The sequence below is a fragment of the Psychrobacter glacincola genome (assembly GCF_904846075.1).
Classification (GTDB): Bacteria; Pseudomonadota; Gammaproteobacteria; order Pseudomonadales; family Moraxellaceae; genus Psychrobacter; species Psychrobacter glacincola_C.
The window spans coordinates 119401-137312 of the sequence record NZ_CAJGZH010000001.1 but is presented as its reverse complement, the minus strand read 5'-3'; the positions used below and the strand labels follow the sequence as shown (position 1 = coordinate 137312).

General features: G+C 42.3%; 15 protein-coding genes. 14 read left to right on the top strand and 1 reads right to left on the bottom strand.

From position 1 onward, the window contains the following. Positions 1-117: 117 nt before the first annotated feature. The 3 genes from nrdR (at position 118) to JMW85_RS00590 (ending at position 2783) form a co-directional block, all read left to right on the top strand. On the top strand, positions 118-594 hold the full coding sequence (gene nrdR, locus JMW85_RS00600) for a transcriptional regulator NrdR (protein WP_201580620.1): 477 nt from the start codon (positions 118-120) through the stop codon (positions 592-594). A gap of 37 nt (positions 595-631) precedes the next feature. Then, on the top strand, positions 632-1687 hold the full coding sequence (ribD, locus tag JMW85_RS00595) for a bifunctional diaminohydroxyphosphoribosylaminopyrimidine deaminase/5-amino-6-(5-phosphoribosylamino)uracil reductase RibD (RefSeq protein WP_201580619.1): 1056 nt from the start codon (positions 632-634) through the stop codon (positions 1685-1687). Between the two features lie 421 nt (positions 1688-2108). After that, entirely contained in the window at positions 2109-2783 is a 675-nt protein-coding gene (locus tag JMW85_RS00590; protein WP_201580618.1) for a riboflavin synthase, read from the top strand. 66 nt (positions 2784-2849) lie between these two features. On the opposite strand, the gene JMW85_RS00585 is transcribed toward JMW85_RS00590, so the two are convergent. Next, positions 2850-5681 carry a response regulator gene (locus JMW85_RS00585; protein ID WP_201580617.1) on the bottom strand — a complete coding sequence of 944 codons (2832 nt, stop codon included), beginning with the start codon at positions 5679-5681 and terminating at the stop codon, positions 2850-2852. 349 nt (positions 5682-6030) lie between these two features. On the opposite strand from JMW85_RS00585, the gene fmt reads away from it, so the two are divergent. From fmt to JMW85_RS00530, 11 genes are all read left to right on the top strand, one after another. Beyond that, positions 6031-7080: a methionyl-tRNA formyltransferase gene (gene fmt / locus JMW85_RS00580; RefSeq protein ID WP_374220444.1), complete on the top strand. Its 1050-nt coding sequence runs from the start codon at positions 6031-6033 to the stop codon at positions 7078-7080. A gap of 119 nt (positions 7081-7199) precedes the next feature. Next, positions 7200-8768 (top strand): transcription antitermination factor NusB, encoded by a 1569-nt coding sequence (locus JMW85_RS00575; protein WP_201580615.1) that lies wholly within the window; start codon positions 7200-7202, stop codon positions 8766-8768. Between the two features lie 41 nt (positions 8769-8809). Continuing rightward, complete coding sequence (gene thrC, locus JMW85_RS00570; RefSeq protein ID WP_201580614.1) at positions 8810-10231, top strand: threonine synthase; 1422 nt, start codon at positions 8810-8812, stop codon at positions 10229-10231. A gap of 372 nt (positions 10232-10603) precedes the next feature. Then, complete coding sequence (locus JMW85_RS00565; protein ID WP_445322354.1) at positions 10604-11701, top strand: LysM peptidoglycan-binding domain-containing protein; 1098 nt, start codon at positions 10604-10606, stop codon at positions 11699-11701. Positions 11702-11777: 76 nt separating this feature from the next. Continuing rightward, the gene (gene dprA, locus JMW85_RS00560; protein WP_201580612.1) at positions 11778-13001 is read left to right on the top strand and encodes a DNA-processing protein DprA; all 1224 of its coding nucleotides are present in this window, start codon (positions 11778-11780) and stop codon (positions 12999-13001) included. Positions 13002-13345: 344 nt separating this feature from the next. Then, a complete protein-coding gene (locus JMW85_RS00555) occupies positions 13346-13975 on the top strand; it encodes an L-threonylcarbamoyladenylate synthase (RefSeq protein ID WP_201580611.1) in 630 nt (209 codons plus the stop codon). Positions 13976-14098: 123 nt separating this feature from the next. Further along, the gene (locus JMW85_RS00550) at positions 14099-14617 is read left to right on the top strand and encodes a GbsR/MarR family transcriptional regulator (RefSeq protein WP_045447558.1); all 519 of its coding nucleotides are present in this window, start codon (positions 14099-14101) and stop codon (positions 14615-14617) included. A gap of 152 nt (positions 14618-14769) precedes the next feature. After that, positions 14770-15723, top strand: coding sequence for a fatty acid desaturase (locus JMW85_RS00545; RefSeq protein ID WP_201580610.1), 954 nt, complete (start codon positions 14770-14772; stop codon positions 15721-15723). A gap of 117 nt (positions 15724-15840) precedes the next feature. Beyond that, positions 15841-16341, top strand: a complete 501-nt coding sequence (locus JMW85_RS00540) for a hypothetical protein (protein ID WP_201580609.1) — start codon at positions 15841-15843, stop codon at positions 16339-16341. Between the two features lie 23 nt (positions 16342-16364). Next, a complete protein-coding gene (locus JMW85_RS00535) occupies positions 16365-17330 on the top strand; it encodes a TIGR01777 family oxidoreductase (protein ID WP_201580608.1) in 966 nt (321 codons plus the stop codon). Between the two features lie 84 nt (positions 17331-17414). Continuing rightward, positions 17415-17873, top strand: coding sequence for a hypothetical protein (locus JMW85_RS00530; protein WP_201580607.1), 459 nt, complete (start codon positions 17415-17417; stop codon positions 17871-17873). Positions 17874-17912: the final 39 nt, after the last annotated feature.

The window sequence follows — 17912 nt, the reverse complement described above, 5'->3', positions numbered from 1 at the left end:
CTCGTTAATTCTCAGAAATTTCGGTCTTATCATTCGGTCTTATCATTCGGTCTTATCATTCGGTTTTATAAATAGTGACTGTGATTCTTGCGCTTAATATTGAAATAAGGAAACGCTATGCATTGCCCGTATTGTAACGCGTCAGAGACTAAAGTTATTGATTCGCGTCTGGCGGCAGAAGGTGCGCAAGTCCGTCGTCGCCGTTCATGCAATAGCTGCCAAGAGCGTTTCACTACTTTTGAGATGGTAGAAGTAGTGATGCCAAGAATCATCAAGTCAAGCAGTAAAATTGAGCCTTATGATAATGAGAAACTGCGCCGCTCTATTTTATTACCATTGCAAAAGCGCCCTATCACCATTGATGAACAAGAGGCGATGATCAGCCGTATTGAGAAGCGTGTTAGACAGATGGGTGAGCGCGAAATCAGTAGTAAGGTGTTGGGTGAGATCATCATGAGTGAGCTTAAAACGTTAGATGATGTTGCTTATGTGCGCTTTGCTAGTGTTTACCGCGACTTTCAAGATATTGATGCTTTCCATCAAGAGATTGCCAATATTCGCCCAAATGAAAAAGCTGACGATAACGTTAAATAGTTTTTACCCTCTACTTTTTTATTAAGTGTATCTTTTTATGACGCTCTCAAACCATACTCAGAATGCGCAAGACCGCTACTTTATGATGCTTGCGATCGAACAAGCCAAACAGGGTTTATATACCACCAGACCTAATCCAGCAGTAGGCTGTGTCATCGTGCAAGCAGAAGCGATCGTCGGTCAAGGGTTTCATCCGAAAGCTGGTCAGCCTCATGCAGAAGTATTTGCGCTAAAAGAAGCGGGTGCGAGGGCTTTAGGTGCAACTGCCTATGTGACTTTAGAGCCTTGTAGTCATACGGGGCGTACGCCACCTTGTGCTTTGGGTCTTATTAATGCTGGTGTGAAACGTGTCGTAATCGCAGGGCTCGATCCCAATCCGCAAGTGGCAGGACGCGGTGTAAAACTGTTAGAGCAGGCTGGGATTCAAGTGACAGTCGGTATATTAACTGAGCAAGCAGAAGCTTTAAATCGTGGGTTTTTAAAGGCAATGCGCACCCAGATGCCTTATGTACGGCTGAAAATTGCCACTAGCCTTGACGGTCGTACCGCGATGGCATCTGGCGAGTCAAAATGGATTACCTCAGCGGCTGCCCGCGAAGATGTGCAGAAGCTACGTGCTCAAAGTGGCGCGATTATTACCGGTAGTGAGACGGTTATCGCGGATAATCCACAGCTTAATGTACGTTCCAACCAATTAGCTGTGCCACCTAAACAAGTTCCTGCTCCCAAAGTTGTCGTACTCGATAGGCGGCAGCGCTTAGAACACAGCTTACGGTCTGACTATCAGTTATGCCGCCGACCGGATACGATTTATTGGCGCGAAGATAATTTGACTGAATTACTAAAAAAATTAGTCAGTGATCATCAGTGTTATGACGTGTTGGTAGAGGCCGGTGCTAGTGTTACTGGTAGTTTCTTAAGCCAACAATTGGTAGATGAGTTGATTGTCTATCAGGCGCCTTGTTTGTTAGGCGCGCAAGCAAGACCGATGGTCGATTTTAACCCATTGTCTCTAGCTCAGCAGTTGCGTTTTAATATTTGTGGCCATGAAACATTAACTCCTGACCTTAAATTGACTTTATTACCGCTATAACTGGTTATTTATAAACAGCTTATCCACAGTTTGGGCTAAATTTTTGCTAAGTGTGGATAAGCAGCCAGTGCCTTACAAGGTTCCACATGAAACTGTGTATAACTTTGTTTCACATGAAACAGAAAAATAGGTCTTTTATAAAAAATTTTATATTAATCTAATGTAATCAGTAACTTAGATTTTACTATTAATCTTTCTTGAAATTAGCCAACATCTTGTTTTCTGTGGATAACTTAACGGAAATGCGTGTTTTAATACGTTATGAGTTGATTTGTCAGTACTTATCCACAATCTATCCCATCATAGGCTCAATTAAGCTCAAGTTACACTGAAAAAACTGGCTTAGACAAATGCTGCCACAATATTAATAGATCAAGATATATTGTCTATAAAGACAATATCATAATGAAATGAGGTCGATATGTTTACTGGAATTATAGAGAGTGTTGGAAAGGTTAAGTCCATGCAGCCTACGGGCGGTGATATACGTTTGACGATAGAATCTGATGGTTTGGACTTTAGTGATGTGAAGCTAGGAGATTCTATTGCCTCCAATGGTATCTGCTTAACCGTCGTAGACCTAGGTAGTAATCATTACTCGGTCGATGTTTCACGTGAAACTATTGCTCGTACCGCATTAGAAACCTTGAAAGCTGGTCACACGGTGAATTTAGAGAAAGCGATGCTACCAACCACACGTTTTGGTGGTCATATCGTCGCGGGTCACGTCGATGGCGTCGGCGTGGTCAGTAAGCTGCAACAAGATGCGCGCTCTATCTATATCGAAATTGAGATACCACAAGAGCTGGCGCACTATACAGCGACCAAAGGCTCCATCACGGTTGATGGTATTAGTCTGACGACCAACCTTGTACGAGACAATATTGTCTCTTTAAATATCATTCCACATACCGCACAAGTGACCAATATCGCTGAGCATTGGCTGGTTGGAAATAAAGTCAATATCGAAGTGGATATCGTCGCGCGCTATTTAGAACGTTTGTTAAATAAGTCGCAAACCAGTGGTATGAATACGCCAAGTCCGCAAAGCCAAATTACAGAAGCATTTTTAGCAGATAATGGTTTTATGAAATAGCTGATTTATGAAGTAATTGGTTTATAAAGTAATAGTTTAAACCTGAAGAGTCAGTTTTACAGATTGTCATGATTTTATGAAGCTCTGTAAAACCGACTCTAGCTCTTTTTTATTGATCGGCTTTGCTAAAAATTCATCCATTCCTACTTCTATACAAGCATCGCGATCTTCTTTGGTATTGTTCGCAGTCAGCGCCACAATCGCAATTTTATCGCCTTGCGCACGAATCGCTTGGGTAGCCTGTAGCCCATCCATGACAGGCATGCGACAGTCCATCAAAATGAGTGAGATATCTTGACGCTGTTGTTGTAGCATATCTAACGCTTGCTGACCATCTTCTGCGACCACACTACGATAACCAAGTTTACTCAATATCTTGCACGTTATTTTCTGATTGGTTGGACTGTCTTCTACTACCAAAATAAGTGGCAATACATTCTCGTTAGCAGCTTTATCTGCTTCGTTTGCTAGCTGCTTATTCTCTTCTTTTATCTCTATGGCTTGAACTAGCTTCTGTCTCGCTGGTAAGGTTAAGCGCAGTAATTCAGAGAGCAATAAAGTCGCATCTAATGGTTTGCTCAAAAATCCTTCATATTTATCTAATAATATAGAGGGAATACGGCGCTCAGGTTTCATACTAAGTAGTATCTTTGGTAGCGACGGATTATCGAGTAGGGTATTTAATGCCTGTTGTCTGTCATCATTCCTTATCGCCTGATTAGCAGAAGCAATAGACAGGGTTTCATAATATTCATAATCTAATAGCAAGATAGGGGCGAGTCTTTGCTCGTCTTGTGCCAATTTTTCGTTTAATTGTTGTAGATCTAATTTATCTATAGAGGTATAGATAGTAGCTGGCATCGATAAATATGCGCAAAAATCGCGCAGATGTTTGGCACGTAGTGGTTGTTTAATCACGGCTATTAGATGGATATGAGTCAAATGCTGACTATGATGATAAATAGGCTGATAATTTGGACGTCTGCAAGGCAGATAAAGATTCAGACTACTGCCTTCAGTCATCGTACTTTTTATTTCAATAAAACCACCCAATAATCGCGCAAAACTATTGACGTTATTTAATCCTAGGCCTTGCCCAGTCGTGTTCTTTTGCATGTAATTAACGTTTCGATTGGTGTTTTGATTGCTGCTTTTATTAAGCTGAACCAACAGTTGATGTTGCTTCGCTATATCGATGCCCATACCGCTGTCTTTTATGCTAAAACGAATCCAGTCGTGTGAGGCATGATTGGGATTGTCTTTATTGATTTGACTATTTTTAATCAGTGTAGGGTCTTTATTAAGATTTACTAAGCTTCGGTTTTTTGTTGCTAATAGCTCTGCATTACTGACTGTTTCGATGGTCAGTGATACATAGCCAGAAGTGGTAAATTTCACTGCGTTATCTAATAAGTCGTACAAGATTTGCTGTAGGCGCTGATGGTCTGTATCAATACAACGCGGACCGTCAGGTGTAAAAAAATACAGCAGCTCCAGTCCCTGCTGCCTTATCCTTTCTATAAATGACTGACTGACCTGTTGCCCCAGTCTATAAATATCGACAGGCTCAATGCTTAGGCGGGTTTTTCTTACCGCTATCTCCTCAATGTCTAGCACATCATTAAGTGTCGTTAGCATACTCTGACTGCTTTTAATTAAGGATATTAAAATGTCATTCTGCGCAGCAGTCAACGTCTCAGGATCAATCGGTTCTAGCGTGTCAATCATTGCTTCTAACGGCAGGCGCAAATCATGACCTATCGTCGATTTAATCGTATTAAATTCATCAATTTGGCGTTGTAGCCGTTGATTTTTTTGCTGTAATTGCCCTATTTGACTGGCAAATTCATTAACATTATTCAGCAGTACGGTAAAGCCGTGAACCTGACCATGTTCACCAAACCATGGCGTAACGTGCAATTGGTAAGCCTGTTCATTTTCTAACCCGTAGACTGTTAAGGTACGAGTGACGCGTAGGTTGGATAATGTTTGCAGCAATCGTTGCGTGGATTCATCTTTACCTGCGATAAAATCCGTCATTTCATAGTTACTATCGCTTTGCGGTAAAGACAAGAATATTTGTTCAAAACGTTTATTGAAAAAGCTGATTTGACCATGACGCATGATCATTAGCATCGGTAAAGGGGATTGATCAACCAAACGTTCAAGACGATGTGTTAGGGTTTTAATGCGGCGATAGTCATTATGCAGCTGGTAGCTGACACGGCTCAGCGCATGGCCTAAACGCAAAAACTCAGGCGTAGATTTTTTTTGCAAAAAAGGCGGCGGACTATAGGCTTCTTTTGCGTGGCTACTTAGATTGTCCGTATAAATCAGCAGCTGTTCCCAATTGGTGCGACGATTGAGCATATACAGCAAAGCGATAATAAAAAGCATGATCGCTGCCATCAATGGCAACCAGTAGCGATAAGATATCCAGTCAATGATAAGCGGCTTATGGCGCAATATAATATAAAGCTGATGACCACTTTTGAGTTTAATGGTGCCGGTTAAGTTGCGATTATTGAGCGTGTAAGCACTATGACTGCCGTTATTAGAAGGAGATGAGCTAATAATAGGAAACGTAACGTTAGCAAAAGCAGGCTCATTGGGCTGAGTATGGCGATGGATATAAGTCTGCCCAGATGGCATCATAAAAACCAGCTGATAGCTTATGTCTTCAAATACGGGTTTTTCTAAAATCCTTTTAATGTCAGGGTTTAGCAGATCATCACGTTCAGTGACTTCATACTGCAATGTATGGAAAGTATCGATACTGTGTTGTTCACTGTGTTTCTTTATCTCCTGAAACAGCGCAAAATAATAGATAGACAACATGACCAGCAAGGTCAGTGCATAAAATATGAGTAAGCGCTGTAAGGACTGAAACTGTTGCATGAAAGCGTGGTCCTATATCGACACAAGAAACATAGTGAGTAAGTCATCAGTTTGGCACAGTAGCTGGTTTATTCAAGCCGTTTTATCTTTTACGGTTTTACAGCTATTATCTAGAAAAAAGTGGCGAATGGCAGTGGAATATCGCTCAATCACGCATTATTTTGTAAATAAACTCATCAATAAGAGCGCCCTGCTTGCTTTCTATTATAAAGACAAACCGTATCATTGGTAACGCTCGATTACCGTTATTACAACCATGGCACAACATCGCAAACTCACCTATAATGAGCCAATCAACCTTATATAATGCCTGTTTATGACTACAATTGCTTCTGCCTCCGATTTATCCATGCCATCTAAGACGAAAGATTGCTCGTCTAGTAAGCGCTTAAGAGTTGCGTTTGCTGGCACTCCTGAGTTTGCCGCCGTTAGTCTTGAGGCGCTTATCAGCCAGCAAGAAGCGTTGAATATAGACATCGTCGCTGTGTATACGCAACCTGATCGCAAGGCAGGACGGGGTCAAAAATTATCAGCCTCTGCAGTAAAGCAAGTCGCATTGGCGCATGATATTGCCGTTGAGCAGCCTCTCACCTTTAAAAAATCTAGTAGTGAAGGGTTGGTTGCACGTGAGACTCTGCGTAGTTATCAGCCAGATGTGATGATTGTCGCGGCTTATGGCTTGATATTGCCGATTGGGGTATTGACCACACCGACTTATGGTTGCCTTAATATTCATGCGTCCTTATTACCACGCTGGCGCGGTGCAGCACCTATTCACCGCGCGTTATTGGCGGGTGATAGCGAGACGGGTATTACCATTATGCAGATGGATAAGGGCTTAGATACAGGTGATATGATCTACAAAATCAGCGCTCCTATTGAGGCTGATGATACGGCTGCCAGCCTCCATGATAAAATGGCTGAGCTTGGTGCGACCGCCATTATTACTGTGCTAAAAGATTTACCACATTATCAAGCTCAGGCTATCGCTCAAGATGACAGTCAAGCCAATTACGCCGAGAAACTGGTCAAAACTGAAGGTGAAATCGACTGGACACAATCAGCGACTATTATCGAACGACAAATTCGTGGACTAACGCCATGGCCAGGTGCTTATACTTTTTTGGCAGGGCAGCGCGTCAAAATTTTAGCCAGCTTACCTGTGAATCCGTCGCAGCAAACCAATCAGCCTGCTGGTACGGTCATCAGCGTTGGACGCAAAGCGATATTGGTAGCTTGTGGCAAACAAGTTAGTAAAAAAGAAAACACTGAGCAATCAGCCACTACTTTAGCTATCACCCAATTACAGTTTGCTGGTGGTAAACCAATGACAGCCGAGCAAATCTGCCATGGTAACCAATTAAATGATGGCGACCAGTTCACAGCAGACTTAAAATAATTGCTCCTAAATCAGTTTAATACCGCTTAACCTTATTTATTTTTATATTCGTTATTTAATACCAAACAATCCAACTTTTATCAGACGCTAATTATTAGACGTCAAGGAAATTCAATTTAATGAGAAGCACTGCGCCAAGAAACAATAAGCTCAAACCGTCAAGTAACCTTATCATGAATGGCAGCGTCCGCGTCCGCGTGATTCGCACTTTATTGGCGATTCAAAATGGTCAATCGCTAGCGAGCGTCCTTGATCCGCTATTAAACAGTTTACATGACGGGGATAAAGGCTTTGCTCATGCGTTATTGCTAACCACGTTGCGCCAATGGTACGCCCTTGAGCGTCTACTCGATAGTCTGGCTGATAACTCTATTGATGAAAAAGAAGTACGTACGACGATTCAAGTAGGTTTAACCCAGCTGCTTTATTTGCAAGTGGCTGACCATGCGGCGATTCATGAAACAGTTGAAGCAGCAAAAGAAATCGAATTTGCGCATGCGACGGGTTTAATCAATGCCATCTTGCGTAAAGTCGCTAAAAACCCAAGTAAGTTCCGCAAGAAATGTGATAAAAAACACAGCTTACCGAATTGGCTTGCCTATCAGCTTAAGCAAGATTGGAGTGAGCAGTATGACGATTTGATGCAGGGTTTACGTCAACCTGCACCGATGTTTTTACGCGTGAATACAGCGGTTACCTCGGTAGAGGATTATCAGCAAGCCTTGGTGGAATTTGAAGTTGAAGCAGATTTGGTTGAGCTAACGAGTGGTTTTAATTTACGCAACTCATCGGATGCAGCCGCATCTAATAGTATAGTAACCAAAGGTCTTAGACTACATCAAAGCACCGCAGTCAATGCCTTACCGCAATTCGCTGAAGGAGCGGCTAGTGTACAAGATCTGCATGCTCAGCTTGCCGCGCCGCTTATTCATAAAGCTTTACTTAATAAGCTGACTGTTAAAAACGATGATGCAGACGGCGATATAGACACCAATAACAACGAGATCCGCATTTTAGATGCCTGTGCAGCGCCTGGTGGTAAGCTTGCTCATTGGTTAGAATTAATCAGCTCAAATGAGTCTTCGTTGTTTCACGTGAAACAAGACGATGCTGAAACGTCGCCTGTGATTTCGAAAGTTAAGATTACTGCGATAGATAATGAAGCGCCACGTATCGAGCGTATTCATACTAATTTACAGCGCTTAAACTTAAGTCAGCACGACTTGCAGCAAGCTGAGAAAAATATTGAGCTTAATATTGTCTGTGCTGATGCGACCACATGGCAAGGGGCGGGTAAGAAAAAGAGTAAGCTCGTATTTGACGCTATATTACTAGACTCACCTTGTACAGCGACAGGCGTAATCCGTCGTCATCCTGATATCAGTATCTTGCGTACTGAAGAAGACGTTGAGCAAACGGCATTGCTACAAGCCGATATCTTGCATAATCTATGGCCACAACTTAAAGTTGGTGGTTACCTCTTATACGTCACTTGCTCTATCCTAAAGCAAGAGAACGTCGAGCAGATGCAAGATTTCATGACTCACTATAATAATGTAGCAGCCGTTGAATTTAGCGACGATTGTAATTGGGGTATTGAACAGGCGATTGGTCGTCAGTGCTTGCCAATTGATAGCGAGAGCGGCGATGGCTTTTATTATGCCTTGCTGCACAAAACTGCTGAATAAACCGTTTTAACTAATAATCTCATTATAGACAGGACAATCTAATGAAATATATCAGTACCCGTGGTCAGACAGCGCCGATGGATTTTAGTGATGTGTTATTAATGGGTCTTGCACCAGACGGTGGTTTGATGTTGCCTGAGCATTATCCGAATATTGATAGTGCAACGCTTGATGAATGGCGTACGCTGAGCTACCCACAGCTTGCGATGGCAATTATGCAGCGCTTTGCGACTGATATTCCTGCGGCTGATTTGCAAGATATTATTGAGCGTACTTACACCGCTGAGATATTTGGCTCTGATGAGATTGTTCCTGTCCGCAAACTTGACAATAATTTATACATTTTAGGCTTGTCGAACGGTCCGACGTTGGCATTTAAAGATGTTGCCATGCAGTTTTTGGGTAATGCTTTCGAATATGTACTGAAGAAGAAAGACGCGCGCATCACCATTATTGGTGCGACCAGTGGTGATACAGGCAGTGCAGCAGAATATGCCCTGCGTGGTAAAGAAAACATCGAAGTCTTTATGCTGTCACCGCACGGCAAAATGAGTGAATTCCAGCGCGCGCAGATGTATAGCTTGACCGATGATAACATTCATAATATCGCCATCGACGGCATGTTTGATGATTGCCAAGATATTGTCAAAGCGCTACAACAGGATGCTAAGTTCAAAGCGGCTTATAATTTAGGTACGGTTAATTCTATTAACTGGGGTCGTATCCTAGCGCAGATTGTTTATTACTTTAAAGCCTATTTTGCGGTCACTACAAGCAACGATGAAAAAGTCAGTTTTAGCGTGCCATCAGGTAACTTTGGTAATATTTGTGCTGGCCATATCGCGCGTGAAATGGGGTTGCCCGTGGAGCGCTTAATCGTCGCAACCAACGAAAACGATGTACTCAACGACTTCTTTAATCAAGGTGTTTATCAGCCGCGGCCGACTGAAAAAACCTATATTACTTCAAGCCCATCGATGGATATCTCTAAAGCCTCTAACTTTGAGCGTTTTGTTTATTTACTATTAGATAAAGACAGCGCGCGTGTTCATGAGTTATTTGAAGGGGTGAAATCTGGTCAAGGTTTTGATTTGTCTGACTTAATGGAGGCGGTTAACACTCGCTACGGTTTTGCTGCGGGCAAATCGACCCATAATGACCGCTTGCAAACCATTAAAGCGCTTTATGAGCAGTATGGTGAATTGGTCGATCCGCACACGGCCGATGGTATCAAAGTCGCCAAACAATTACAGCGCGAGGGTGAAGTGATTGTTTGTGCAGAAACAGCGTTGCCCGTTAAGTTTGCCGATACGATAGTTGAAGCTGTTGGAAAAATAGAAATTGCGCGTCCTGCGCATACCGATGGCTTAGAAGACTTACCGCAGCAGGTGGTGGTATTAGATAATAACGCTGAGCTGGTCGCTGAGCAAATTCGTCAGTATGTGATACCAAATGCAGTATAAATCAGAGTTGATTTTAATGCTTATTTTCATGAAGGACTCTGTAAATTTCAATGACGAACTATAGAAATAATATTCATATAAAAGTTACGCCATTGTAATAAAGTGTTTATGATTGTGTTATGGTAGATATAATTGTAATATTAGAAACAGCGTCGGCGACTCATCATTTTGCTAGACGCTTTTTTAGTAATCATACCAGCCAATTACACTGAACAGCTGCCCTATAAGCGTCATGATAATCGTACGGTTAAATCCCTTTACGACCCTCATTGCTTGTCACTATTTTAATGACAGTCAAAGATTAAGGTTAAGTAATAGATCTAAATGGTACTAATTGTGGCGACAACAGCGGTACATATTGTGGATATAACAATGAAGATGAGCTTAAAAACGATAGCAAAAACACTATTAATCACGACATATAGTAGTGCAATGCTAATGAGTGCTGCCCACGCTAACAATCCACCACCAGCCATCAAAGCGGATGCGCCTAATCGCTATATCGTCAAAAAAGGCGATACGTTGTGGGACATATCAGGACGTTATTTAGACAGTCCGTGGCGCTGGAAAGAGATCTGGGCAACCAATAAGCAAATCAAAAACCCCAATCTTATTTATCCTAACGACATCCTTATCTTATGCGTGATTCAAGGTAAAACCTTAATTGGTGTTGATACTGGCGAAGGTTGTGCTGGAGTTGAAAAGCAGTTAACGGGTAACGTGGTATCTAGCACAGTCTCAGTCACTTCAACAGCCAACAGTATTCCACCGCTTCCGTGGTCTGCTATTCAACACTGGTTAGATAAGACAGTCATCGTTAATCCACAAGATTTTAATACCACGCCTTATATATTGGCCTCTAAAAAAGGCAACTTAATTACCGCTAGTGGCGATAAAGTGTATGCCAAAGGTGTGCCACTGATCGTCGGTCAGCGTTATGGTATCTACCGTGAAGGAGAGCTATATGTTGAGCCAAAAACCCAAGAAGTTATCGGTTTAGAGGTCACGCAAGTTGCGACGGGTTTGGTTACTTCGACAGAAACCAACGGCGTCAGCAGTTTGCAGCTCACCGACAGTTACGACAAAGAAGTACGTGAAGGTGATCGCGTATTTGTTGAATTGAATAACTCTATTCCACCTGTGTTTTATCCAGCCCCTGCAACGGTCAGTCGTGGTGGCATGATTGTCCGAGTCATGGACTCAATCAGCTCAGCGGCGAAGGGTAGTGTTGTTGCTATCAATTTAGGTAGTACCCATGGTGCTAAGCCTGGTGATGTATTGACTGTCTATCAAAAAGGGGCTTTGATCCGCGATACCAAAGACAATGACACGCCAGTACGCTTACCAAATGAGCCAAGCGGTATGGTCATGGTATTCAATACTTTCGATAATATTAGCTATGCTTATGTGCTTGATTCAGAGCTACCATTAAACGTCGGCGACCAGCTGTTACCACCGCCATATCTATAAATGAGTACACTATAAGTGAGAACATGCTCATTTTTGGACGGGATATACTAACTTAGCCTATACGAGCTAGATGATTATGATGGCAGTTACTTCTTCTTTATCAGATGAGCAGCGCGCAGTACTGGCGCTGTGGACTGAGGTGAATGCATCATTATCTGCTTATCATAAGCTCATTACTTCTTTTGGCACAGCAGAGCTTGCTTGGTACGCCAAAGTAGATGCGTGGCGGCAACTGGGTATTCATCATAGCCATCTTGCCCGTCATGAACAGCCAGAGCAAACGCAAGCCAGTATCGATAAAATTCAGCAAGCACTCATCGAGGGGCGCTACGGTCTGCTATTCGCCGACCAGCCTGATTATCCCGCACAGCTCTCGCAAATCTATGACCCACCGCCTTTATTATTTTACCGAGGCAATAAAGCGCGTTTGCGTCAAGCGCAAATCGCGATCGTCGGTAGCCGAAAACCCACTGCCCATGCCCAAAAAATCACCTTTGATATCGCACAATATTTGGCGCAAGCTGGTTATATCATCACCAGCGGTCTTGCCATGGGTGTCGATAAACGAGCACATCTAGGCGCTTTAGCACAGGCAGATGCTGAATATCAAGGTCGAACGATTGGGGTAATGGGTACGGGTATTGAGGTCAATTATCCCAATCATCATGATAAATTGTTTGCCCAAATAATTGAGCAAGGCGGCTGTATTATTAGTGAGCTGTTGCCGCATACAATGCCACATAAGCATACGTTTCCACGGCGTAATCGTTTGGTCGCTGGATTGAGCTTAGCAACGATTGTGACGGAGGCGACCATTCAGAGTGGTTCGCTGATTACCGCGCGTTTAACCTCGGAGCAGGGTAAGCAAGTTTTTGCGATTCCAAGTCATATTGATAATAGCAATGCTGAAGGTTGTCATCACTTAATACGCGAAGGCGCGACCTTAATTTATCATCCACAGCAAGTGCTAGAGGATATCAATAGTCAGTTGCCATATAACAGTCACTCATTTCAATCAACTGTCTTATCTACATTGAGTCGCAGTCAGACAGAAAACGTTAGCAGTTCTACTGCAGATACTGGCAAGCTAGCATCATCCAATATCAAATCTGCTCCCAGCGCTATCGTCGTACCAGAGCATTTAACCCTTGTTTATGAGCAGCTTGATTGGCACGGGCAGGATTTAGATGCGCTGATTATCGCTACCAAACTTGCCACACCACAGCTGATTGGACAGTTAATGGAGCTTGAATTATTAGGCATCATTAGTGTGCAAGGTGGACGGTATTTGCGCGTCTAAAATCGTACTTTCTATCGCTTTAGGCTTTTTACGTATCTACTGCCAAGTGATTGACGACAGTACAATCTAGGGCGTGTCATCAATTAGATTGTGAGGCTTAAAATGAGAAAAATTGTAGATAAACAAGGAAGCAATTGCCGTTAATATGAACATATTGACAAAATTGCTGACGATGTTTAGCAAAATTTAGCCACTTTAAGACCACTAAACGCACTAATGTGCTAATTGATGACACGACCTAGGTAGCTGCTAATAAGGTCGCTTTAAACTTCGCTGCCCTAATTTTTCTTAGTCTTATGTTATGATGAGTGCTTAAATTTCTACCTTTTTGAAGCCTTTAAGCCATGGAAAAATCCACATCTTTTATTACTGATTCTGTCACTCAAGCTGCCAAATGGCTTAAAGAAGGACAGCTACTTGCTTATCCCACCGAAAGCGTTTGGGGTATCGGTTGTGACGCTTATGACGAAGCAGCCGTTCAACGTATTTTATCCATTAAACAGCGTCCACAAGCCAAAGGTATGATCGTCATTACTGACAGCGCTGAGCGTTTAACGCCGTTACTAGAGCCTTTAGAAGAAGGTCTGCGCCAACAAATCATCAAGAGTTGGCAGGCAGATACTGACAGTATAGAACTACAAGGTAAGCAAGCCCATACATGGCTACTGCCTATCCCTCAGACACTTGAAACGACTATCCCTCCTTGGATCACAGGGCAGCATCAAACAGTGGCGGTTAGAGTTATTGCGCATCCTATGATTCGTCAATTGTGCCAACAACTGGTCGACGTTCAAAACCCATTTGGGCTATTGGTTTCCACAAGCTGTAATCCATCAGGGCAACCGCCTGCTATGACTTTCACTGATGCTTATGGATATTTTGGCGAGCAAATCAGCTACTTGCAGGCTGACACTCTAGGCTATACTTTACCGAGCCAAATTCGTGACGCAACCACGGGTTTGGTTATTCGTTAGCGCATGACAGTCAACCAAGGGATGAGTATCATTTATTGATTTCACTATTGACAGAAATAAAAGAATAGCGCAAGATAAGTAGATAAAATAATCAAAACTTATAAAGTAGAGTACATATTAATCATGAAACTAAATCCTGTGACCGAAAAATTTATCTTACATTGGGGTGAAATGGGCTCGCAGTGGGGTGTTAATCGCACCATGTCACAGATTCATGCGCTGTTATTCATCATTGGTAAGCCATTAAATGCTGAAGAAATCACCGAAACACTTGGTGTTGCTCGCTCTAACGTCTCAAACAGTATTAAAGAGTTGCAGCATTGGGGCTTAGTACAAAAGGTTTCCATATTAGGCGATCGTCGCGATCACTTCACGACCAATACTGACGTTTGGGAGCTGGCACGCATCATCGTGGTTGAACGACAAAAGCGTGAGCTTGAGCCAACAGTACAGTTCTTACAAGAATTGATGGACAGTCCTGAATTTGAACATGAAAATAATGAGGTAAAGTCACGTATTCGTGATACCCAAGAATTCGTTAGTACCCTAACCACATGGTCATCTGAGATGCTTAAACTGCCCACAAGCATCCTCAAAAAAGTCCTAAAACTAGGCGCTAGTATTAAAAAGGTTTTACGTTAATAGCTGTGTAATTTAAAATAAAAAATTTGCAATACAATTTCTGTTTTGACAGAAATATATGTAATAACTATAAAAGCCAGTTAAGTTTAAGTGAGATAAGTTTCTATAAAATAGCAGCAACAAAAAATAGTAATAACAAATGGATGTGTAAAATGACAGTCAATCAGACACACGCTAATAAAAAGCCAGCCATTAAAAAGGCTGTTGCTGCAGTCGAGTGGCAAGACTTGCGCCAGTTAACGCGCGGTCAAATCGCTTACAACGTTATTTTGCCTTATCCGTTTTTATTGTTGTCTTGGTGGTTCGCCAGCCACTCATGGTATGTCTTAGCATGCGGGACTTCTTACTTATTTTTTGCTGCTGCTTTCCGCCAAGCCCATGATGGTTATCATCATAGTTTAGGGACAGCTAAAAGCACGACTACTGGAATATTACTGTTGCTCAGCGTACTACTAATGACCAGTTTGCACAGCATTCGAGCCACCCATATGGAACATCACCGCAATCCATTGGGCGATAGTGACATTGAGGGCAGTCTAGCAAAAGGCTCATGGTGGCAAGCGCTGCTCGGCGGGATAACTTATCGACTCGATATTTATCGTCAAGGACTGCGTCTAAGTAGCCGTCGCAATCAAAAATTGGCGTGGCTAGAGTTTGCTTTGATTGGTTTAGTTGTCTTGGTTACCTTCGTACTGACCGTATTTCCTTTAACTGTTCCTGCTCTGACCATGTTAGCGCAAGTATTGATGTATCACATATTGACCATGATGTTGGCCAATGCCAGTGTTGGCATCATTGCGGTGTGGGGCGTGCATCATGATTGTGATGAGACAATCGCCCGAACTGAGCGCAATCCTTTGGTCAACTTGCTGACCTTTAATTTGCTTTATCACGTAGAGCATCATCTCTTTCCTGCTGTGCCATCCAATCATTTACCGACGCTTGCCAAGCGTTTAGATGCAGCAACGCCATATCTGACCAAAGAACATGTATTGCCAAGTATGGTTAACGTCATAGATTTTATTAATCATCGTTGGAACCAATTAAAGAATAAATCTCAAAATAGTAATGATAGTGACTGTCCTATTCGTAAGCGTTTTGCTTAATCAGTAGGCAAAACAAAATCAAGATACTTATCCACCAATTATCCACATGAATTTCATTGGCTTTGGCAACGCCGTATTTATACTGAATTAACGATGAATGTTAATGGGATAAATAGAATGAAAACGAATAATGAGTTAGGTGTGTATCCTTATCTACAAGTGATTATTTTGTTTGCAGGGCTTGGTAGTATGATTGGTGGGTTGATTTCAGAACTGGGTTTATTGTTTGTTTTTAGGAATGCGGACTTTGCGCAGATTGGTTATCAGCCATTGCTATATGTTGGTCTGCTTGGTTTTATTCCTGCTTTATTAACGGGTGTTATCGTCGCTTATAAGAATATATGGCGCGGTGATCATAAGAGTCTACGCACGACATTTTTAGTGGGGTTTATAACGTCAGCAGGTTATATGGGTGCAATCATCCTATATTTAGGCATCAACTCATGGATAGAGGTTGGCGTGCTACTGGCCTTTATGATTGGTATAGGATTGTTTGGCGCAATCAATTCAGCGATTGCCAGCCGCATTGCTTTACCAAAAGTATGTAAAAGTCATTTTGATCTTAGTACTAAAAAAGTAGACGATAACTATAACGGATTAAGTTTTACTAAACGATAAGCGAAAAATATAGGGAGTAGGACATGAATATTTTAATCAGTGGTGGCTCAGGCTTTTTAGGCAGTGCTTTTAGTGACGAGCTTATCAAACGTTATCGTACGCAGGATAAGGACTTACACATTACATGGCTAACACGCGATAGCAGCCAAACGCATCCTGACGCGATCAGCATGATGACCTACGATGAGCTAGCGAGTTCGGATAAAAGCTTTGATGTTATCTTAAATCTAGCAGGCGCAGGCATTGCTGACTCGCGCTGGAGCGATGCGCGCAAAGAGCAGTTGCTCGCCAGCCGTATCAAGCCTACCGAATCCTTATTGGCATTTATGAAGCGCACCAGTATTAAGCCCAAGCTAATGGTCAGCGGCTCTGCGATTGGCTGGTATGGCGCACAAGGCGATAAACCTCTTACCGAAAGCAGTGGTTTCAAAACTGATTTTGCCCATCAATTATGTCATGAATGGGAGCAGCTAGCTTTGACAGCAACAGACTATGGCGTGCCTGTGGCTATCGTGCGTACGGGTGTGGTTATCCATCCTGATGGCGGGATGCTCGGTAAGTTATTAACCCCATTTAAAATGGGTGTTGGTGGACAGTTGGGTGATGGCAAGCAAATCATGAGCTGGATCAGTCGTGAAGACTGGGTTGGGGCGGTGATATTCATAATTGAAAAGCATCTTGCTAATTATGCGGACACTCAGACTACCGATGATCACTCGTTAGAAACTATCAATGATACGCCAGTGCTGGTATATAACCTCACTGCGCCTAATCCAGTGACCAATCATACTTTTACCAAAACGCTTGGAGCATGGCTGCATCGTCCTACCTTTTTTACCTTACCGAATTTTTTACTCAAGCTGATGTTTGGTGAGATGTCGACACTATTGATAGATGGTCAAAAAGTATTACCACAAGCATTACAGGACGCAGGTTATGATTTTAAACAGCCAACACTGAAGCAAGCTTTAGGAGAGCAGAAGTCATAGATACTTATGAAGGTTGTTTCATGTGAAACGTAATTTTTTATCATAGGATTCTTTGTTTCATGTGAAACCTAAAGAGGGGTTTTTATGAGTAAAGTTGATATCAACGCTACAATTACTGTACCCAACTATCCTAAAGGTAAAGTAATAGGAACTTATGGATTATTAGGCGGGGTGGTAGGAGGTTTAATTCTCTTTTTATATATAGCGATAGGAATGTCGATAGATATTGGCATTCCACTACGAGATTCACTACTCTTCGTCAAGGTGGCCCCAGCATTTATCCTATCAGGTTTTTTCGGAGGTTTACTACCAGCATTATTGGCAGGTTATATCGTCTCTAAATTCAAAATATATTTTAATTCGGTAGCGAAGGTTTTTCCTTTATTTATAATAGGTTTTATGAGCACGTTTTCATTCGTAGTGTGGTTCATGATAGGGGATGGCTCTGTAAATTCTTCTATGACAAGTGATATTTTATTTTGCTGTAATGGCGGTGTCAGCGCTATCATCACAGGTTTAATAGCACTACCTAAACATAAATAAAATTTATCCATATATTTCACTATTGACAGAAATAAAGTA